This is a genomic window from Streptococcus cristatus, assembly GCF_003943515.1.
GTDB classification, from domain to species: domain Bacteria; phylum Bacillota; class Bacilli; order Lactobacillales; family Streptococcaceae; genus Streptococcus; species Streptococcus cristatus_D.
Genome location: NZ_RJPT01000009.1, coordinates 1 through 19,300, shown reverse-complemented (window position 1 = coordinate 19,300; position 19,300 = coordinate 1). Strand labels below are relative to the sequence as shown.

General features: G+C 41.5%; 18 protein-coding genes and 1 pseudogene. 17 read left to right on the top strand and 2 right to left on the bottom strand.

All coding sequences use genetic code 11. The features are described from left to right. The first annotated feature begins 5 nt into the window (after nt 1–5). From D8791_RS08075 to D8791_RS08050, 6 genes are all read left to right on the top strand, one after another. On the top strand, nt 6–821 hold the full coding sequence (locus D8791_RS08075) for an endonuclease/exonuclease/phosphatase family protein (protein ID WP_125447243.1): 816 nt from the start codon (nt 6–8) through the stop codon (nt 819–821). A 221-nt stretch (nt 822–1,042) separates the two neighbouring features. After that, nucleotides 1,043–1,738, top strand: coding sequence for a cell wall-active antibiotics response protein LiaF (gene liaF, locus D8791_RS08070; RefSeq protein WP_045500900.1), 696 nt, complete (start codon nt 1,043–1,045; stop codon nt 1,736–1,738). After that, complete coding sequence (locus D8791_RS08065) at nt 1,735–2,754, top strand: envelope stress sensor histidine kinase LiaS (RefSeq protein ID WP_125447242.1); 1,020 nt, start codon at nt 1,735–1,737, stop codon at nt 2,752–2,754. The genes liaF and D8791_RS08065 overlap by 4 nt, the downstream gene beginning before the upstream one ends. Beyond that, the gene (locus D8791_RS08060; RefSeq protein ID WP_125447240.1) at nt 2,732–3,364 is read left to right on the top strand and encodes a response regulator transcription factor; all 633 of its coding nucleotides are present in this window, start codon (nt 2,732–2,734) and stop codon (nt 3,362–3,364) included. Before D8791_RS08065 ends, D8791_RS08060 begins: the two co-directional genes overlap by 23 nt. Before the next feature lie 37 nt (nt 3,365–3,401). Continuing rightward, nucleotides 3,402–4,802, top strand: coding sequence for a bifunctional Cof-type HAD-IIB family hydrolase/peptidylprolyl isomerase (locus D8791_RS08055; protein ID WP_125447238.1), 1,401 nt, complete (start codon nt 3,402–3,404; stop codon nt 4,800–4,802). Next, a complete protein-coding gene (locus D8791_RS08050; RefSeq protein WP_125447236.1) occupies nt 4,802–5,164 on the top strand; it encodes a S1 RNA-binding domain-containing protein in 363 nt (120 codons plus the stop codon). The genes D8791_RS08055 and D8791_RS08050 overlap by 1 nt, the downstream gene beginning before the upstream one ends. Nucleotides 5,165–5,211: 47 nt before the next feature. Here D8791_RS08050 and cysK read toward each other — a convergent pair whose 3' ends face one another. Both cysK and D8791_RS08040 read right to left on the bottom strand, forming a co-directional pair. Then, nucleotides 5,212–6,141 (bottom strand): cysteine synthase A, encoded by a 930-nt coding sequence (cysK, locus tag D8791_RS08045; protein ID WP_125447234.1) that lies wholly within the window; start codon nt 6,139–6,141, stop codon nt 5,212–5,214. Between the two features lie 116 nt (nt 6,142–6,257). Next, nucleotides 6,258–6,893, bottom strand: a complete 636-nt coding sequence (locus tag D8791_RS08040) for a YigZ family protein (protein ID WP_125447232.1) — start codon at nt 6,891–6,893, stop codon at nt 6,258–6,260. A gap of 56 nt (nt 6,894–6,949) precedes the next feature. On the opposite strand from D8791_RS08040, the gene D8791_RS08035 reads away from it, so the two are divergent. From D8791_RS08035 to nth, 11 genes and pseudogenes are all read left to right on the top strand, one after another. Then, nucleotides 6,950–8,251, top strand: coding sequence for an ATP-dependent helicase ComFA (locus tag D8791_RS08035; RefSeq protein ID WP_125447230.1), 1,302 nt, complete (start codon nt 6,950–6,952; stop codon nt 8,249–8,251). Further along, a complete protein-coding gene (locus D8791_RS08030) occupies nt 8,248–8,913 on the top strand; it encodes a ComFC family protein (protein ID WP_125447228.1) in 666 nt (221 codons plus the stop codon). Before D8791_RS08035 ends, D8791_RS08030 begins: the two co-directional genes overlap by 4 nt. An 81-nt stretch (nt 8,914–8,994) precedes the next feature. Continuing rightward, nucleotides 8,995–9,537 (top strand): ribosome hibernation-promoting factor, HPF/YfiA family, encoded by a 543-nt coding sequence (gene hpf, locus D8791_RS08025; protein WP_125447226.1) that lies wholly within the window; start codon nt 8,995–8,997, stop codon nt 9,535–9,537. A gap of 149 nt (nt 9,538–9,686) precedes the next feature. Further along, the gene (locus tag D8791_RS08020; RefSeq protein ID WP_125447224.1) at nt 9,687–12,800 is read left to right on the top strand and encodes a pilus expression-regulating Snf2 family helicase; all 3,114 of its coding nucleotides are present in this window, start codon (nt 9,687–9,689) and stop codon (nt 12,798–12,800) included. A 41-nt stretch (nt 12,801–12,841) separates the two neighbouring features. Then, nucleotides 12,842–13,504, top strand: coding sequence for a divisome accessory protein ZapJ (gene zapJ, locus D8791_RS08015; RefSeq protein ID WP_125447223.1), 663 nt, complete (start codon nt 12,842–12,844; stop codon nt 13,502–13,504). 32 nt (nt 13,505–13,536) lie between these two features. Further along, entirely contained in the window at nt 13,537–14,871 is a 1,335-nt protein-coding gene (murC, locus tag D8791_RS08010) for a UDP-N-acetylmuramate--L-alanine ligase (protein ID WP_005591898.1), read from the top strand. A gap of 11 nt (nt 14,872–14,882) precedes the next feature. Further along, nucleotides 14,883–15,394 (top strand): annotated as a pseudogene (locus tag D8791_RS08005) (GNAT family N-acetyltransferase). Then, nucleotides 15,394–15,891: a GNAT family N-acetyltransferase gene (locus D8791_RS08000; RefSeq protein ID WP_125447221.1), complete on the top strand. Its 498-nt coding sequence runs from the start codon at nt 15,394–15,396 to the stop codon at nt 15,889–15,891. Before D8791_RS08005 ends, D8791_RS08000 begins: the two are co-directional and overlap by 1 nt. Nucleotides 15,892–15,955: 64 nt before the next feature. Next, nucleotides 15,956–17,758 (top strand): endolytic transglycosylase MltG, encoded by a 1,803-nt coding sequence (gene mltG / locus D8791_RS07995; protein ID WP_185760574.1) that lies wholly within the window; start codon nt 15,956–15,958, stop codon nt 17,756–17,758. Between the two features lie 64 nt (nt 17,759–17,822). Further along, on the top strand, nt 17,823–18,305 hold the full coding sequence (greA, locus tag D8791_RS07990) for a transcription elongation factor GreA (RefSeq protein WP_005592281.1): 483 nt from the start codon (nt 17,823–17,825) through the stop codon (nt 18,303–18,305). Between the two features lie 77 nt (nt 18,306–18,382). Continuing rightward, nucleotides 18,383–19,012, top strand: a complete 630-nt coding sequence (gene nth / locus D8791_RS07985) for an endonuclease III (RefSeq protein ID WP_125447217.1) — start codon at nt 18,383–18,385, stop codon at nt 19,010–19,012. Nucleotides 19,013–19,300 lie beyond the last annotated feature (288 nt).

The window sequence follows — 19,300 nt, the reverse complement described above, 5'->3', positions numbered from 1 at the left end:
AAATCATGGCAAAATTCCTGACTTTAAATACTCATAGTTGGATGGAAGAAGAGCAAGAAAGCAAGCTAAATCAGCTAGCTGAGCGTATTCTTCAAGAAAAATATGATGTCATTTGCCTGCAGGAAGTCAATCAATTAGTGGAGTCTGAACAGGTTGTTCAGGCTCCCTTCTATTATGAGGTAGATGGCGCCATTCCGATTCACCAGGACCACTATGCCCTACGTCTGGTTGAAAAGCTAGCTGAGGCAGGTCTGGACTATTACTGGTCTTGGGCTTATAACCATATTGGGTTTGATATTTATAATGAAGGGGTTGCAATTCTGTCCAGAAATCCCCTGAAGGTAAGAGAACTCTTGGTGTCTGATGTCAATGATCCAAGTGACTACCATACGCGTAAAGTCTTACTGGCAGAAACAGAGCTTGATGGTCAACTCATCACGGTTGCTTCTTGTCACTTATCTTGGTGGGATAAAGGCTTCCAAGAAGAATGGGCCAAGTTTGAATCTGAGCTTTTGCAAGTTGAGACTCCGCTAGTTCTCATGGGTGATTTTAACAATCCTGTTGATTATGAAGGCTATCAGCACATTCTTCAAAGTCCGCTTGTTCTTCAGGACAGCCATAAGGTGGCTGACCAAACAATTGGTACAGCGACAGTTGAAGGCGATATTGCTGGATGGGCAGGAAACAAAGATGCTCTAAAAATTGATTATATCTTTACAAGTAAAGATTTCAATATTGAAAGATCTGCTGTTGTTTTTGATGGGCAACGTGGTCCAATCGTTAGTGACCATTTTGGCTTGGAAGCACAAGTCCATTTCTAAGCTTGTCTGAACAATAGAAATAAACTAAAAATCGCTTTAAATGTTTGTTTTGCTTAAACAGCATTTGAAGCGATTTTTTGCTTTTTAGAGGAAAAGTGCAAAGAAGTCTAGAGCCTAGAAGTTCTGCTGCTAAAGATAGGATAATCTTTCCATTTCATGCCTCAGACGGAGGTTTTTTTGCTTAATTTTGTTACAATAGAGATGTAAGGAAGGGAATAGCTATGTGGAAAGTTCAATTATTCATCTTTGTTGAAGCGATTCTATTATCAATGGCGCTGGTTACCATGCTGGCTGCCGATTTTTCGCGTGTTGTTCTCATCATGCTACTCTTTCTCTTGTTTTTATATTATTATTTCGGCAAGCAGAGAGGCAATTCGCTGTTAGTCGCGACTATGATTGTCTTCTTTTTCATTGTCATGCTCAATCCTTACGTTATAGCCGCTGTGCTCTTTGCCTTGATTTACGGCATGATCGTAGCCTATCCTTATCTGTACAAGGAAAATCAAGAGACTCATCTTTTCTTTGAAGATGCGACCGAAGTTCGGGCTGAAAAAAATCGTTGGTTGGGAGATTTACAGCATTTCTCAAAGGATGACTGCCAGTTTCATGATATCAACCTTTTAAGAATGATGGGAAAGGATACCATTCATTTAGAGGATGTCATTGTGGTTAATCATGATAATGTGATTGTGATTCGCAAGGGCTTTGGGGATACCAAGATCGTCATTCCTTTGGATGTGGAAATTCAGCTTCAGATCAATACCCTATACGGAGACTTGAATTTTTTAAATCATCCGCCACGCAAGCTGCGCAATGAAACGATTTCGTTGACAACGCCTGACTATAAGCGAGCCAGCAAAACAGTAAAAATTGTCTTGGTCAGCTTTTTAGGAAATGTGGAGGTTGTTAGAAAGTGAAAAAAACAAGTTATTTGGTCATTTTTCTCTATACCTTCTTCGTTTTAGGGATTATCTTTCATTACATTTTTAATCTTTTTAATTTAGAATGGCAAAAGCTGCTGAATAATCTGGAACTGCTCCAGTCCTTTGCCTTTTTTGTTCTGGTTCTGGGCTTAGCGCTAACTATTTTCTTGGCCGCTGCTGCGCGCTTCCTTCAGCATCTGTCCCTTTCTCAAGTTCAAAAGAATTTAAAAGCTATTTTAGAAGGCAGGGGCATACAAGAAACCGGGCAGGCAGAATTAGATGATTCTTTCGTCCACTTGAAAGAAAAGGTGGATAGTCTAACCGAAAATTTGCAGAAATCTGAGAATCAGGCTTTACAGGCTGAAGAGAAGATTATTGAAAAAGAACGCAGGCGGATTGCTCGCGATTTGCATGATACGGTCAGTCAGGAGCTATTTGCTGCTAATATGATTCTCTCAGGTGTCGCTGGAAACGTGGAGCGTCTGGATAAAGACAATCTCCAGCAGCAGTTAAAGGGAATTGCAGACATTCTAGATACGGCACAAAAAGACTTGCGGATCTTGCTCTTACATTTACGGCCGACAGAATTGGAAAATCGGACCTTGGTAGAGGGCATGAATGTCTTAATCAAAGAATTGACAGATAAGTCGGACTTGACTGTCCAGTTTAAGCATGAGGTCATCGGTCTACCCAAGCAGATAGAGGAGCATATTTTTAGGATTATCCAAGAAATCATCAATAATACCTTGCACCATGCTCAGGCCAGTCGTCTGGACATCTATCTCTATCAGACGCCAAATAGGCTCAAACTCAAGGTTTCTGATGACGGAATCGGTTTTGATCCAGCTAGCTTGGCTGACATGAGTTATGGTTTGAAAAATATTGAAGATCGAGTGCATGATATGGCTGGCACCTTGAAGATTCTGACGGCTCCCAAAAAAGGAGTTTCTATCGAAATCAGTGTTCCATTGTTAGAAGGGGAAAAGGATGAGAATATTACTAGTGGATGACCATCAAATGGTCAGATTGGGCTTGAAAAGCTTTTTTGAATTACAGGACGATATTGAAGAAGTGACAGAGGCTACCAATGGTAGAGAAGGTGTCGAAAAGGCTCTGGAAAGCCGTCCAGATGTGATTATGATGGATATTGTTATGCCAGAGATGAGTGGCATTGATGCTACTTTGGCTATCTTGAAAGAATGGCCAGAGGCAAAGATTTTGATTTTGACGTCCTATCTGGACAATGAAAAAATCTATCCAGTGTTGGATGCGGGTGCTCGTGGCTATATGTTGAAGACTTCTAGTGCGGATGAAATTCTCCATGCCGTCAGAAAGGTTGCAGAGGGTGAATTTGCCATTGAAACAGAAGTCAGCAAGAAGGTCGAATACCATCGAAATCATATAGAGCTTTACGAGGATTTGACAGCGCGGGAGCGGGATATTTTGGGGCTTCTAGCTAAGGGTTATGAAAACCAGAGGATTGCTGACGAGCTCTTTATCTCCTTGAAAACGGTCAAGACGCATGTGTCCAATATTTTGTCTAAGCTAGAAGTAAGCGATCGGACCCAGGCAGTTGTCTATGCTTTTCAGCATCACCTTGTTCCGCAAGATGACTTTTAATGATATAATAGAGAAGATTAAATTGAAAGAGGAAGATATGAAGGCAAAATTAAAATATAAGGCGAAAAAGATTAAGATTGTTTTCTTTGATATCGATGATACCTTGCGGGTTAAGGAAACGGGCTTCATCCCAGAATCGATCAAAGTTGTATTTAAGCAGCTGAGAGAAAAGGGGATTCTGACAGGAATTGCTTCTGGTCGTGGCATTTTTGGAGTTGTTCCAGAAATTCGTGACTTGGATCCTGATTTTTTTGTTACCTTGAATGGAGCTTATGTTGAAAATCGAAAAGGCGAAGTCATTGCTAAAACTGTCATTCCGCAAGAATGCGTGGAATCCTATATTTCTTGGACTAAGGAAGTGGGAATTGAGTACGGTTTGGTAGGCAGTCACGAAGCGGCTTTGTCTGTTCGCAATCCTATGATTTCGTCAGCAATTGATATCATTTATCCAGATCTAGCTGTCAATCCTGATTTTTACCAAGATCATGAAATCTATCAAATGTGGACTTTTGAGGATGTAGGTGACAGTTTGCAGTTGCCAGAAGATTTGGGCAAGTCTCTCCGTATGGTACGTTGGCATGAGCATTCATCGGATATCGTACCGAAAGAAGGTTCAAAGGCAGCTGGTGTTGCCAAGGTCGTGGAGCACCTCGGTTTCAAGCCAGAAAATGTTTTAGTTTTTGGTGATGGACTCAATGATTTAGAATTATTTGACTATGCAGGGCTCAGTATTGCTATGGGAGTTTCCCATGAGGAATTGCAGAAAAAGGCTGATTTTGTCACAAAAACGGTCGAAGAAGACGGCATCTTTGATGCCTTGGAGCAATTGGGCATGGTGGAGAAAGAATTGACCTTCCCACAGCTCCATCTTGATGAGGTTCAAGGCCCAGTTGCAAAGATCAAGACAAATCATGGTGAACTGAAAATTCAACTCTTCCCAGACCAAGCGCCCAAAACAGTTGCCAACTTTATCGCCTTATCAAAGGATGGCTACTATGATGGAGTAATCTTCCACCGAGTTATCAAAGATTTTATGATTCAGGGGGGCGATCCGACAGGTACTGGCATGGGTGGAGAGTCCATCTACGGTGAACGCTTTGAAGATGAGTTTTCACCGGAACTTTACAATATTCGTGGTGCCCTATCAATGGCGAATGCTGGACCAAATACCAATGGCAGTCAGTTCTTTATTGTCCAAAATAGCAGTCTTCCTTATTCAACCAAGGAATTGACTCGGGGAGGATGGCCGAAGCCAATCGCTGAAGTTTATGCTAGCAAGGGCGGGACACCGCATTTGGACCGTCGACATACTGTGTTTGGTCAACTGGTGGATGAGCCATCTTATGAAGTTTTGGATAAAATTGCAGCGGTTGAGACAGCTTCAATGGATAAACCACTTGAGGATGTTGTCATTGAGACGATTGAGGTTATAGACTAATGAAAATCGGAGATAAGTTAAAGGGTAAAATTACAGGAATTCAGCCCTACGGTGCCTTTGTCGAACTAGAAAGCGGTCTGATCGGTCTCATTCATATTTCTGAGATCCGGACGGGCTATATTGACAATATTCACGATATTTTAAAAATCGGGGATCAGGTCCTCGTGCAAGTGGTGGATTACGATGAGTTTTCTGGTAAGGCCAGCTTATCGATGCGAACCTTGGAGGAGGAAAAACATTGTTTACCGAGACGACATCGCTTTTCAAATGATCGTTATAAAATTGGATTTGCGCCCTTAGGTAAGCAATTGCCAATCTGGATAAGGGAAGCCAAAGCTTTTCTGAAAGAACAAAAAGAGTAAAAAATTCCTACCCAAACGGGTAGGAATTTTGTTAACTCTTTTCACGATTAAGCGTCAAATTCATAGAGAGCGGTAGATAGGTAACGTTCACCATTATCAGGTGCTAGGGCAAGGACTTTCTTGCCAGCTCCTAGTTTTTTAGCGACTTCGATGGCTGCAAAAATAGCCGCAGCAGATGAAATTCCGACTAGGAAACCTTCCTGACCACCAATATGGCGTCCTAACTCTAGCGCTTGATCAGAAGTCACGCGGACAATGCCATCATAGGCTGCTGTATCCAAGGTCTCTGGAATGAATCCAGCTGAAAGTCCTTGGATTTTGTGAGGACCCGGTTTCTCACCAGAAAGGATAGCAGATTCGTCTGCTTCAACCGCATAGATTTGGACATTTGGATTCGCTTTTTTAAGAGCATGAGAGACACCAGAGATAGTCCCACCAGTTCCGACACCACCGACAAAAGCATCCAGTCCAGTTTCACCGAAAGCAGCGACAATTTCTGCTCCTGTTGTTCGTTCGTGAACTTCTGGATTAGCCGGATTGTTAAACTGCAGTGGCAACCAGCCATTTCGCTCTTTAGCGATTTCTTCTGCTTTGGCGATAGCGCCCTTCATCCCCTCGCTACCTGGAGTCAAAACTAGCTCTGCTCCATAGGCTTGGATAATCTTGCGGCGCTCCACACTCATGGTTTCTGGCATCACAATGACAACCTTGTAGCCTTTGGCTGCTCCAACCCATGAAAGACCAATGCCAGTATTTCCGCTAGTTGCTTCAACGATAGTATCGCCAGGCTTGATAAGGCCATCGCGTTCAGCCGCCTCAATCATACTGAGAGCAATCCGATCTTTGACAGAAGAGCCAGGGTTGAAGGCTTCTAACTTGACATAAACCTCAGCTGCTCCTTCAGGAACGATATTATTTAGTTTAACAATTGGCGTTCTTCCAACTAATTCTGTGATATTTTGATAAATGTTTGCCATTTTTCCTACCTCAATACTTTAATGAGACTAGTATAAGCTGAAAGTGGCACTTTGTAAAATATAAAAAAGCTATGACTACGATAAAAATTCTTTATCACTAGGCCTAGCTGTTAAGATTATTCAACTGTTAAAGGAATTTCAACCTCGCGCAAACCTCGATCATCAATTTGGATTTTTCCATTGAAAAACTCGATTAATTTCTGCTCTAGTGGTTCTTTTTCCTGCTTGTCGATATAGATGGTTGTGGCAACTAGATCTGTGAACTCTGTATCAAATTCGATCAGATCTTCAGCTTTCAAAAAGTTATCGAAGTTTTGGTACTGGCTGTAAGACATTTTGAGGCGCAAACCGACCTGTTCCTTGATTTCGATGAGACCAATTTCTTTGATTGCCAAGGCAACGCTGCCTGCATAAGCCCGAATGAGTCCACCAGCTCCTAGTTTGATCCCGCCAAAATAGCGTGTGACCACAAAGCAGACATTGGTCACCTGGTGATTTTCCATGACACCGAGCATGGGAACGCCCGCTGTGCCGCTGGGCTCCCCGTCGTCACTGGTTCGTTTGATTTCACTTTTTTCTCCGACAATAAAAGCAGAGCAATTATGAGTGGCTTTATAGTGCTCTTTTTTGATGGCAGCAATAAAATCCCGAGCTTCCTCTTCTGAGTAAACACGCTTGGCATGGCAAATGAAGCGGGATTTTTTAATTTCTTCTTGGGCTTGGCCGTCTTGTCTAATTGTTCTATATTCCATAGTTTTATTGTACACAAAAAAATAGATTTTTCCAAAAGTTTTACGAATAAAAAAGTATGTTAGAAAGAAATGATTGCCTAGGTAGAATATTTACAAAAGAACAGCTAAGTCCCGAACTGTGCATGCAGGCTCAGCAGCTGCCAAGTATGCGAGAGGAAAGGAGAAAGTTATTTTGCGGCCGCTGTGGTTCTCAAGTGGACAAGGAGAACTACCAGCTACCTGTCAATGCCTATTATTGCAGGGAGTGCTTGATTCTGGGGCGAGTTCGGAGTGATCAAGAACTCTACTATTTTCCACAGGAAGATTTTCCAGAAAATCAGGTACTCAAGTGGCAGGGGCAATTGACAGCCTTTCAAGAGAAAGTTTCTCAGGGACTGTTAGAGTCAGTTGCTCAAAAGCAGAATAGCCTAGTCCATGCAGTGACTGGGGCGGGCAAAACGGAAATGATTTATCAGGTGATTGCAGAAGTGATTGATCGTGGAGGTGCCGTTTGCCTAGCCAGCCCTCGGATTGATGTCTGTTTGGAGCTTTATCGCCGGCTCAAGCTGGATTTTGCCTGCCCTATTTCACTTTTGCATGGGAAATCCGAGCCATATTTTCGCAGTCCCTTGGTCATTGCCACTACCCATCAGCTTCTTAAATTTTATCGAGCTTTTGATTTGCTGATTGTGGATGAAGTAGATGCTTTTCCTTATGTGGACAATCCTGTGCTCTACCATGCTGTGGAGCAGTCGGTCAAGGAGGAGGGAACCACTATCTTCTTAACTGCCACTTCGACGGATGAGCTAGATAAAAAAGTCCAAAAAGGAGAACTAAAACGCCTTAGTCTTCCTCGCCGCTTCCATGGCAATCCTTTGATTGTGCCCCAAAAAGTTTGGCTGGCAGATTTTCAAAAATATTTAGCGAAAAAGAAGTTGCCGCCTAAACTGAAAAAATATATCGAGAGACAGAGAAAAACAGACTTTCCTTTGCTAATCTTTGCCTCGGAAATCAAAAGAGGTCAAGAATTTGCACAAGTTTTAGAGGAGATCTTTCCAGCGGAAAGAGTCGGTTTTGTCGCTTCGACAACTGAAAATCGTTTAGAAATCGTTGAAGAGTTTCGCAAGCGAGAAATTACTATCCTAGTCACGACAACCATCTTAGAGCGTGGTGTGACCTTTCCCTGTGTAGATGTCTTTGTTCTAGAGGCCAACCATCGTCTCTTTAGCCGTAGCGCCTTGGTACAAATTTCTGGTCGAGTGGGACGTAGCATGGAGCGACCGACGGGAGATTTATTCTTTTTTCACGACGGCACTACACTTTCAATCGAAAAAGCGATTCGTGAAATCAAACTGATGAACAAGGAGGCTGGCCTATGAGAAATTGCCTGTTATGTAGCCAAGTAGTCGAAGAAAATAGGACTTTTTCTTCCTTGATTTTATTACAAAAAGAGCAGAATACAATTTGTAAACATTGTCGAGCAGGATTGGAAGCCATTTCCTCTATCCATTGCCCACGTTGCTGGAAGGATCGGGAAGCGAAAGTCTGCTCGGATTGTCAAATATGGGAATCGCAAGGCTATTTGGTGCAGCATCAGGCCGGTTTTCTTTATAATGACTTGATGAAGGCTTACTTTAGCAAATACAAGTTTCAAGGAGATTATCTTCTAAGATTTGTGTTTGCGGAAGTTATCAAAAAAAGTCTCAGAAACTTCAAAAAATATACTTTAGTTCCTATTCCGGTCAGTCCTGAAAAATACCAAAGTCGGGGTTTTAATCAGGTAGAAGGCTTCTTGCAAGCATCAGGCTTGCCTTATAAACACTTGCTTGAAAAGCAGGATACGATTGCCCAATCCAGTAAAAATCGCGAGGAACGTTTAAACAGCCAGCAATGTTTCACATTGGTAAAAGATGTCTGTCTGCCAGATGAAATTTTACTGATAGACGATGTGTATACGACAGGAAAAACCTTGCAATTGGCTCGAGAATTATTGCTGGAAGCAGGTGTGAAAGAAGTTTTGACATTTTCACTCGCAAGATAAGAAAATATTTGCAAAAAAAGAATGAAAGCGTTATAATGATATTGTAAATAAAACATTTATGTTTAGAAAGAAGGTACTTATATGCTTAAATATAGTATCCGTGGTGAAAACCTAGAAGTAACTGATGCTCTCCGTGACTACGTAGTTTCTAAACTTGAGAAGATTGAGAAGTATTTCCAAGCAGAGCAAGAACTTGATGCACGGGTAAATTTGAAAGTGTACCGGGAGAAGACGGCGAAAGTCGAAGTAACCATTCCTCTTGGCTCAATTACCCTTCGGGCAGAAGATGTTTCGCAAGATATGTACGGGTCTATCGACCTAGTTATCGATAAGATTGAACGTCAGATTCGTAAGAATAAGACAAAGATTGAAAAGAAAAACCGGAACAAGGTTGCAACTAGCCAGTTGTTTACTGATGCCTTAGTAGAAGAAGCTGATGCAGCATCTTCAAAAGTAGTACGTTCTAAGCATATTGATTTGAAACCAATGGATCTAGATGAAGCGATTTTGCAAATGGATTTATTGGGACATGACTTCTTCATCTACACAGATGTTGAAGATAATACAACGAATGTTATCTATCGTCGTGAAGATGGAGATATCGGTTTGTTAGAAGTAAAATAATGTACAAAAGCCGTCCAATGGACGGCTTTTTGTTATAGGGAAAGCTTTCGCTCATTCTACTTTAAAGAATGTTTACAAATAAAGAAATTCTATTTTATTTTTATAGCTGTCCTATGGTATAATAAAGGGATAAATGTTAGGTGGTAGGTATGGCTAAATTAATTCCTGGTAAAATTCGAACGGAAGGAATTGCCCTCTGTGACAGCAAAAAAGTCGAAATTCTTGAAGTCAAAGATTCCTTTTTATACACGCGCGTGGATCAGTACAATCTACGTTATAGTCTAGATGATGATGCAGTTTTCTGCTCCTGTGACTTTTTCCAAAAGAAGAAGTACTGTGCCCATCTGGCTGCCTTGGAATATTTTTTGAAAAATGATTCGGCGGGTAAAGATCTGCTGGCGAAGATGACAGAAAAGGAGTCTTCCAGTCAGGAAGCCCAGAAACTGGTTTCTTTTGGTAGCCTTTTTTTGGATAAGATTTTGCTAAATAAATCCAGTCAACAAATGCGCTATGAGCTATCAGCGACTGGACAGGAAGATACTTACACAGGACAATTTTTATGGAGCCTGCGGATTAGTCGGCTGCCGGATGAGCGCTCTTATGTAGTGCGTGATATTTTGTCCTTTTTGAGAACCTTGAATAAGGGTGGGCATTATCAAATCGGTAAGAACTACTATGAGCCTATTCGAATGGAGAATTTTGATGAAGCTAGTCAAGACATACTAGAATTTTTACGAGGCTTGGTGACGGATTATAAGGGGCAGGACTCTTCGTTGGTCTTTCCCAATGCTGGACGGCATCTTTATTTTCCAGCCAGTCTTTTTGAGGAAGGTGTGACTCGCTTGATGAATCTCGCTTCGTTTCGTTTAGAATATAGCTTCTATGATTATGCTGAGGTATTTTTCCAAGACTTGCATGAAGAGGCGGAGATTTATCAGTTTGAGGTGCAAGAGCGGGAAAACTATTTTGAACTGCTGATATCAGAAAAGAATTATAAGCTGCTCTATGGAGGTCAATTTCTTTTTCATAATCAGACCTTCTATCAGCTGACGAATGAGCAAACGAAATTAATTAAGGCTTTACAGGAATTGCCAATTGAGCAGGAGCGCGTTAAGCGCCTGCAGTTTGATGTATCTGAGCAGTCCAAACTAGCAGTGAGTCTGCTGGAGTTCAAAAAGGTTGGCCGTGTGACAACGCCTGAGCGCCTGCTCATTCATGATTTTACCGTTGATTTCAATTTTTATTTAGGGGCTGACAACCAAGTATTGCTGGATATTGTCTTTGATTATGGCAGTCAGACTGTAAGCAGTCGTGAAGAGCTGAGAAACCTACCTTTTGCCAGCAATTTTGAGCGGGAGCAGCAAGTTTTTAAAGTAATGCTGGAGGCGGGTTTTGCAGATGAATTTACTAGCCAGCGTCCCCCTTTACGACCAGAAGAAATTTACCGCTTCTTCTCCGTTCTGATTCCGCGCTTTAGAGCACTAGGTAATGTTTACTTGTCAGATGAGCTGCAGAGTCTATCCCAAACAGCACCTCCGAAAGTTTCCATCAGTATGAATGGTGGGCTCTTGGATATCGGATTTGACTTTACTGGTATCGATCAGTCTGAGGTAGATGATGTTCTAGATTCGCTGATGAGTCAAAAGGATTACTTTATTAGCAAGACGGGTCAGGTTGTGATTTTTGATGAGAATAGTAAGCGAATCAGTCAGACCTTGCAACAATTGAGAAGCAAACATTCTAAGAATGGGGTCATCCAAACACATAGTTTGGCTGTCTATCAACTCTCTGAATTGTTTAAAGATCAGGAAAGGGTTGATTTGTCGCAGGATTTTCGCCAGCTGGCTTATGATTTAACCCACCCTGAGGATTTTCCTCTGCCTAAGTTGAAGGTTCAGGCAGAGCTTCGAGATTATCAAGAGACGGGTGTAAAATGGCTATCCATGCTGAATAAATATGGATTCGGCGGTATTCTAGCTGATGACATGGGCTTGGGAAAGACCCTTCAGACCATTTCTTTCTTGACTGCTCATTTGACCAAGTCTAAGAAAGTCTTGATTTTAGCACCGTCGAGCCTGATTTACAACTGGAGCGATGAGTTTGCCAAATTTGCTCCAGACCTAGATGTGGCCGTTGTCTATGGACTGAAAAATGTTCGAGATGTTGTGATTGCAGAAGACCATCAGATTACCATTACCAGCTATGCTTCCTTCAGACAAGATGTTGAAGAGTATAAGGGACTTCACTTTGACTATTTGATATTGGACGAAGCGCAGGTCATGAAGAATGACCAGAGCAAGATTGCTCAATATCTGAGAGCATTTGAGGTGGAGCGGACTTATGCCTTGTCTGGCACGCCGATTGAAAATCATCTCGGTGAACTTTGGTCAATTTTTCAGATCGTCCTTCCGGGCTTGTTACCGAGCAAGAAAGCTTTTTTGAAGATGCCGGCAGAAACGGTTGCCCGCTATATCAAACCCTTTGTTATGAGGCGTAAGAAAGAAGAAGTCTTGCAAGAACTTCCTGATTTGATTGAGGTTTCTTACCGTAATGAACTCGCAGACAGCCAGAAAACGATTTATCTAGCTCTGCTCAAGCAAATGCAGGAGCGAATTCTCCATGCAACAGAGGAGGAAATCAATCGTAGTAAAATCGAAATTTTGTCTGGTCTTATGCGACTCCGTCAAATCTGTGATACTCCCAAGTTATTCATGGAGGATTACGATGGAGAAAGTGGCAAGCTGGAAAGTTTGCGTGAGCTGTTGGAGCAGATCCAAGACGGTGATCATCGTGTTCTGATATTTTCACAATTCCGTGGTATGCTAGATATTATTGAGCAAGAACTGAACCAGATGGGAATGGAGTCCTTCAAAATCACAGGCTCAACTCCAGCAAAAGAACGTCAGGAGATGACCAAAGCCTTTAATCAAGGAGAAAGGTCAGCCTTTCTGATTTCTCTTAAAGCTGGTGGTGTGGGGCTTAATCTAACTGGTGCAAATACTGTTATTTTAGTGGATCTTTGGTGGAATCCCGCAGTAGAAGCCCAAGCTATTGGTCGGGCTCATCGTATCGGGCAGGAACGGAATGTAAAAGTTTATCGTATGATTACACGGGGGACTATAGAAGAAAAAATTCAGGAATTACAGGACACTAAACGAAATCTGGTTTCAACGATTCTGGATGGTGCAGAGTCTCGCTCCAGTCTTTCGATGGAAGAAATTCGAGAAATTCTTGGAATTTCATCTGAATCGCTTGAAAAATAGTTTGAATAGTTTATAATAATGAAGAGTTGAAAGGACATGCTATGACAAATACTAAATTTCCTATAATTGCTGATGATGAAATCATGTTGACAGAAATGCCACACATGAATTTGTACGATGAGTTGGATCTGATTAGCAACATTAAAGGGGACTATCAGGACCGTAATTATTTAGAATGGATGCCGATTGCGAAGCCAGAAAATCCTGCTCTTAGTCAAACTGTAAGTAAAGCTAGAAAGAAGCAAGCTCCAGTTACGGACTTTAAAAAGCCGATTGATAAGAAAGATCCAGCTATTCGCTATGCTGAGCAAGCACGAGAGGAAGCTCGGGCTGATCTGAGGAAAAAACGTTCGGCTGCTTATTTGACGAGCAAGCTCCCAAATAAGGTTCGTAGTCGGAAGGTGGCACCTCCTTTTGAGGGAAATCCAGTTAAACCAACAGCCCCTTTCCAAAAGGAAAATCCGGGTGAGTTAACGAAGTTCAGTGATAAGCTAAAGCAAGATAGCTACATATTAGCAGATGTTCAGTCTCAACCTCTCATAGAAGTACCAACGAATCCAGAAAAAAAGAAAAAGAATAACTACGATTTTCTCAAAACCAGCCAAGTCTATAACAAGGGCAAGAAGCGAGAAAAACACAATAAGCATAAAAAAGCACAGGAATTGGACATCACCAAGTTGAGTTCAGATGCCCAAGGGCAATAAGGCTTCAGTTGTTTAAGATTTAAGGAGTAATCATGACGAAAACCTATCATTTTATCGGAATTAAGGGCTCAGGTATGAGCGCTTTGGCTTTGATGTTGCATCAGATGGGCCATAAGGTTCAAGGAAGCGATGTTGATAAATATTATTTCACTCAGCGTGGTCTGGAGCAGGCTGGGATTCCCATTTTGCCTTTCGATGAAAAAAATCTCCAGTCAGATTTTGAAATTATTGCCGGTAATGCCTTCCGTCCAGATAACAATGTGGAAATTGCCTATGCAGATGCCAATGGTATTAGCTACAAGCGCTACCATGAATTTTTGGGTAGCTTTATGCGTGACTTTGTCAGCTTAGGTGTGGCTGGTGCTCACGGGAAAACTTCGACAACGGGTATTCTTTCTCATGTTCTGTCTAATATCACAGATACTAGCTATCTAATTGGGGACGGTACAGGTCGCGGTTCTGCTAATGCCAAGTATTTTGTCTTTGAATCAGACGAGTACGAACGTCATTTTATGCCTTATCATCCGGAATATTCGATTATCACCAATATTGACTTCGATCATCCAGATTATTTCACAAGCTTAGAAGATGTCTTTAATGCTTTCAATGATTACGCCAAGCAGATTACAAAAGGGCTCTTCGTTTATGGAGAAGACGAGCAATTACGTCGCATTACTTCAAATGCACCGATTTACTACTATGGTTTCAAGGAAGAAGGCAACGACTTTGTCGCTCACGATCTCTTGCGCTCTACAAGTGGTTCAGGCTTTAAAGTTTCCTTCCGTGGGCAAGAGCTGGGTGAGTTCCAGATTCCAAGCTTTGGCCGTCACAACATTATGAATGCGACAGCGGTCATCGGTCTCCTCTATATTGCAGGTATTGACTTGAATCTAGTAAGGGAACATCTCAAGACCTTTAGTGGGGTTAAGCGCCGCTTTACAGAAAAGATTGTTAATGATACAGTCATTATTGATGACTTTGCCCATCATCCAACGGAAATTATTGCGACTCTGGATGCAGCTCGTCAGAAGTATCCAAGCAAGGAAATTGTGGCCATCTTCCAGCCGCACACCTTCACTCGGACCATTGCTCTCTTGGACGAATTTGCGGAAGCCCTCAATCAGGCTGACTCAGTCTATCTAGCTCAGATTTACGGATCTGCGCGTGAGGTGGATAAGGGCGATGTTAAGGTCGAAGATCTGGCTGAAAAGATTGTGAAGCGGGCCAAGGTTATTGACGTGGATAATGTTTCTCCGCTTCTTGACCACGATAATGCAGTTTATGTCTTTATGGGAGCTGGAGATATCCAGACCTATGAGTATTCCTTTGAACGTCTCTTGTCCAATCTGACTAGCAACGTTCAGTAGGAGGCACCTGGATGGAAGCACCGATTCGAATCAGACGGGCTGAATTGAACGACTGGGAGGAAATTCTTGCAATCGAGCAGCTGAATTTTCCAGCAGCAGAAGCAGTCGGTGCAGAAGTTCTCAAAGAGCGGATTGAACGCATCTCGGATACTTTTTTGCTGACAGAGCTGCATGGTCAGCTGGCGGGCTATATTGTTGGACCAGCTGTTCAGACGCGATATTTGACAGATGATCTCTTTAGCAAGGTGGGTGTTAATCCTTCAGAAGGTGGCTTCATTGTCGTCCAAAGTCTGTCCGTCCATCCGGATTTTCAGAGGCAGGGTGTCGGAACCTTGTGCTTGCAGCTCTCAAGGAGACAGCTGTTCAGCAAAATCGACAGGGCATTAGCCTAACCTGCCATGATGAGCTGATACCTTATTTTGAGATGAATGGTTTCGTCCACGAAGGGATTTCTGACTCAACTCATGGTGGAGCCGTCTGGTCTGATATGGTGTGGGAAAATCCAAATTTTAAGGAGAAGTGATGATTATCCGTCAAGCTCAAATGGCTGATTTAGATGCCATTTATGCTATCGAATTGGAAAATTTCAGTCCAGAAGAGGCTATTAGTCGTGAAATATTGGCAAAGCACATTGAAAGGATTTCTTCAACTTTTTTGGTTGCAGAAAAAAGAGGCAAGATTTTGGGCTATTTAGAAGGTCCTGTTCGACCAGAACGCTATTTAAAAGATATTTCCTTTACGGAGGACGTTGAAGATTATAGCTATCTGGCTGGCGGATTTATCTCTGTGACTAGTCTATCTATTTCTAAAGAAGCACAGGGTTTAGGTGTAGGAAAAGCCTTGTTGGACACTATGAAGGAAATTGCGATTGCAGATGAACGCCACGGTATCAATCTCACTTGTCATGATTATTTGATAGCCTATTATGAGAAGCATGGCTTCGTCAATGAAGGACCTTCGTCCTCAACTTATGCAGATGAAGTATGGTTTGATATGGTTTGGGAAAATCCCCAGATATAACTTTCATAAATAATATAGTTTTAAAAGTCGGATATGATTGCATTTATCTGACTTTTAAGATATAATGTTAGGGATTATGAAGAAGGAGATCAAGTTTTTGACTGAAAATTCACAGGATAACGAAAAGACGCTGAGTTTTAAAGAGAAAATTTTGAATGAGTTGGCAGCAGCCAATGATACCCAAAATCACTTAGTTCAGGAAGAAGCGCAGCCTCTTTTAGGTAAAGAAATGGAATTGGCGGAGAGCTTGGAATCTCTCGTTTCTGCTGTTGAAAAATCTCATGAGGTTCTAGAGAAGGATACTTCAGTAGAGGAAGAACCTAGTAAGATCAAAGTAGAAGAGTCAGTGGAACAAAGCGATCCTACTGTTCATACTCAGGCAGATGTGCTAGAAAATATAGTTCGTAATTCTACGATTTCGGAAGTTCCATCAAATGTTGATGGGCCAGGGCAAGCTGATGTTGCTAAGAAGGAAAGTATAGAATCTGGAGAGGTTCAAACTTCTGTGGCTCATTCGGAAGCTTATCAAGAAAAGGTAGCGCCTGTTGCAGATGAGATAAAAGAAACAGTGTTAGCTGATTCAAACACTACAGATGAAAAACATGCTAAAAAAGACTTTTCTACTGCAGAACCAACGCTAAGCCGTAGAGATGTTGCTCATGGAAAGAAACGTTCACGTGCAGATCGTACCAATAGTAGTAAAAAGAAAAAACGTAAAAACGGCCTAGCCAATCGAATCGTGATGACAGTTTTGGTACTTTTCCTATTGGGCCTTGGTATTACTGGTTTTGTAGGATACAATTATGTCTCTTCAGCGCTGAAGCCAGTAGATGCCAAATCAACAGAGTATGTGACAGTGGAAATTCCTGCTGGTTCTAGCACCAAACAAATCGGAGAGATTTTAGAAAAGAAGGGCCTGATTAAGAACGCTCAAGTCTTTAATCTTTATTCAAAAATCAGAAGTTATGGTAATTTCCAATCTGGTTACTATAATCTTCAAAAGAGTATGGATTTAGACACGATTGCTAAGCAATTACAAGAAGGTGGAACAGATACACCACAGCCTCCAGTTCTTGGCAAGATAACAATTCCTGAGGGATACACCTTGGAGCAAATCGCCGAGGCAACTACTGTCAATGCTGCAAAAACTGCGAACAAGAATACTAAAACACCATTCAGCAAGGAAGATTTTCTAAATAAAGCTCAAGATGAGGACTTTATTGCAAAAATGGCAGCTAAATATCCGCAGCTTCTAGCAACTTTGCCGAGCAAGGATAGTGGTGTTAAATATCGTCTTGAAGGTTATCTTTTCCCGGCTACTTATGATTATGGAAAAGAAACCACGGTTGAAGAACTAATTGACCAAATGTTAGCTGCTATGAATACAAATCTGTCGCAGTATTACTCAACAATTGAGTCTAAGAATCTGACGGTCAATGATGTTTTAACACTCGCCTCTTTAGTTGAAAAAGAGGGATCAACTGATCAGGATCGCAAAGATATTGCGAGCGTCTTTTATAATCGTTTGAACCAAGCTATGCCACTTCAGAGCAATATTGCGCTTCTTTATGCTCAAGGAAAACTTGGTCAAAAGACAACTCTTAAAGAAGATGCTGAAATCGATACAAATCTTGACTCGCCTTATAATGTGTACAAAAAGCAAGGTTTGATGCCTGGTCCAGTAGATAGTCCAAGTCTGTCTGCTATCGAAGCTACTATTAATCCAAGTAAGACAGAGTACTTGTATTTTGTAGCAAACGTGGAGACAGGTGCTGTATATTTTGCAAATACCTACGAAGAACACGCTAAGAATGTGGAAGAACACGTTAATAGCAAATTAAACCAATCAGGTGAAAGTTCTAACTAAATTATGTGGTTTTCCACATAATTTTGTTTTATCAAAAAATAGAAAGAAGAGAGAAAATAAAGTAATGGCTGAAAAAACTTATCCTATGACCCTTGTAGAAAAGGAAAAATTAGAACAAGAATTAGAAGAATTGAAATTGGTTCGGCGTCCAGAGGTAGTAGAACGCATTAAAATTGCTCGCTCTTACGGAGATTTATCAGAAAATAGTGAATATGAAGCAGCAAAGGACGAGCAGGCTTTTGTTGAAGGACAAATATCAAGTCTAGAGACTAAAATTCGCTATGCTGTGATTGTTGATAGCGATTCAGTTGCTAAAGATGAAGTTGCTATCGGTAAAACTGTTACTATCCAAGAAGTCGGTGAGACGGAAGAAGAAGTATACATTATCGTTGGTTCAGCTGGTGCGGATGCTTTTGCTGGAAAAGTTTCAAATGAAAGTCCAATTGGTCAAGCATTGATTGGTAAGAAGACCGGTGATATTGCAACAGTAGAAACACCAGTTGGCAGTTATGATGTCAAAATCTTAAAAGTTGAAAAAACAGTCTAAGAAAGGTCGAGCACGCTCGGCTTTTTCTTTATCAATTTATGCTATAATATAGAACAAACAAAGGAGATTGTATACTGATGGTTTTATCAAAAAAACGAGCACGCCATGTCATCGAGGAGATCATTGCCCTATTTCCTGATGCCAAACCGAGTTTAGATTTTAGAAATCACTTTGAGCTACTCGTGGCAGTCATGTTATCCGCTCAAACGACAGATGCTGCAGTTAATAAAGCTACACCAAATCTATTTTTAGCTTATCCTACTCCAGAAGCTATGGCAGCAGCGTCCGAGGCAGATATTGCCAAGCACATTTCGCGTTTAGGACTTTATCGAAATAAGGCCAAATTTCTGAAAAAATGTGCCCAGCAACTCTTGGACGATTTCAATGGTCAAGTGCCTCAGACTCGGGAAAAATTAGAAAGTTTAGCTGGGGTGGGGCGTAAGACAGCTAACGTGGTCATGAGTGTAGGGTTTGGTATTCCAGCTTTTGCCGTTGATACACATGTTGAACGCATTTGTAAACACCACGATATTGTCAAAAAGTCGGCAACTCCTTTAGAAGTTGAAAAACGTGTTATGGACGTTCTCCCGCCTGAACGCTGGCTAGCTGCACATCAGGCTATGATCTACTTTGGTCGGGCTATTTGCCATCCTAAAAATCCAGAGTGTGATCACTATCCTCAACTTTACAATTTTGATCATGTTTAAGATAGAGTCTTAAGATACAAATTTTTACTAGGTGATGAACGGTTTAAGGGACGTAAAAGACTGTTGCGAGAGTTAGAGAAATATTTAAGCGACTTTAGCAGCACGGTGCTATAGAGAATAAGGGAGAGGTAAGAGGGAGATGTTACCTTTCCCTTTTAGTTATTGATTTATCAGTGATTTTGTAGATGGCAGGAAATAAATTTGTAAAAAAAGATAAAAAAATTCAAAAAAAGTGTTGACAAGGGAGTGGATAGGTGATATACTGATATAGTTGTCGCTTGAGAGAGC

What these genes read in the sequence shown, in the direction of transcription:
- D8791_RS08050 (WP_125447236.1), top strand. Translation starts at nt 4,802, where the DNA reads ATGAAAATCGGAGATAAGTTAAAGGGTAAAATTACAGGAATTCAGCCC.
- D8791_RS08000 (WP_125447221.1), top strand. Translation starts at nt 15,394, where the DNA reads ATGATTATCCGTCAAGCTCAAATGGCTGATTTAGATGCCATTTATGCT.
- cysK (WP_125447234.1), bottom strand. Translation starts at nt 6,141, where the DNA reads ATGGCAAACATTTATCAAAATATCACAGAATTAGTTGGAAGAACGCCA.
- zapJ (WP_125447223.1), top strand. Translation starts at nt 12,842, where the DNA reads ATGACAAATACTAAATTTCCTATAATTGCTGATGATGAAATCATGTTG.
- nth (WP_125447217.1), top strand. Translation starts at nt 18,383, where the DNA reads ATGGTTTTATCAAAAAAACGAGCACGCCATGTCATCGAGGAGATCATT.
- D8791_RS08020 (WP_125447224.1), top strand. Translation starts at nt 9,687, where the DNA reads ATGGCTAAATTAATTCCTGGTAAAATTCGAACGGAAGGAATTGCCCTC.
- D8791_RS08040 (WP_125447232.1), bottom strand. Translation starts at nt 6,893, where the DNA reads ATGGAATATAGAACAATTAGACAAGACGGCCAAGCCCAAGAAGAAATT.
- mltG (WP_185760574.1), top strand. Translation starts at nt 15,956, where the DNA reads ATGTTAGGGATTATGAAGAAGGAGATCAAGTTTTTGACTGAAAATTCA.
- liaF (WP_045500900.1), top strand. Translation starts at nt 1,043, where the DNA reads ATGTGGAAAGTTCAATTATTCATCTTTGTTGAAGCGATTCTATTATCA.
- D8791_RS08035 (WP_125447230.1), top strand. Translation starts at nt 6,950, where the DNA reads ATGTTAGAAAGAAATGATTGCCTAGGTAGAATATTTACAAAAGAACAG.
- D8791_RS08055 (WP_125447238.1), top strand. Translation starts at nt 3,402, where the DNA reads ATGAAGGCAAAATTAAAATATAAGGCGAAAAAGATTAAGATTGTTTTC.
- murC (WP_005591898.1), top strand. Translation starts at nt 13,537, where the DNA reads ATGACGAAAACCTATCATTTTATCGGAATTAAGGGCTCAGGTATGAGC.
- D8791_RS08030 (WP_125447228.1), top strand. Translation starts at nt 8,248, where the DNA reads ATGAGAAATTGCCTGTTATGTAGCCAAGTAGTCGAAGAAAATAGGACT.
- D8791_RS08075 (WP_125447243.1), top strand. Translation starts at nt 6, where the DNA reads ATGGCAAAATTCCTGACTTTAAATACTCATAGTTGGATGGAAGAAGAG.
- greA (WP_005592281.1), top strand. Translation starts at nt 17,823, where the DNA reads ATGGCTGAAAAAACTTATCCTATGACCCTTGTAGAAAAGGAAAAATTA.
- hpf (WP_125447226.1), top strand. Translation starts at nt 8,995, where the DNA reads ATGCTTAAATATAGTATCCGTGGTGAAAACCTAGAAGTAACTGATGCT.
- D8791_RS08060 (WP_125447240.1), top strand. Translation starts at nt 2,732, where the DNA reads ATGAGAATATTACTAGTGGATGACCATCAAATGGTCAGATTGGGCTTG.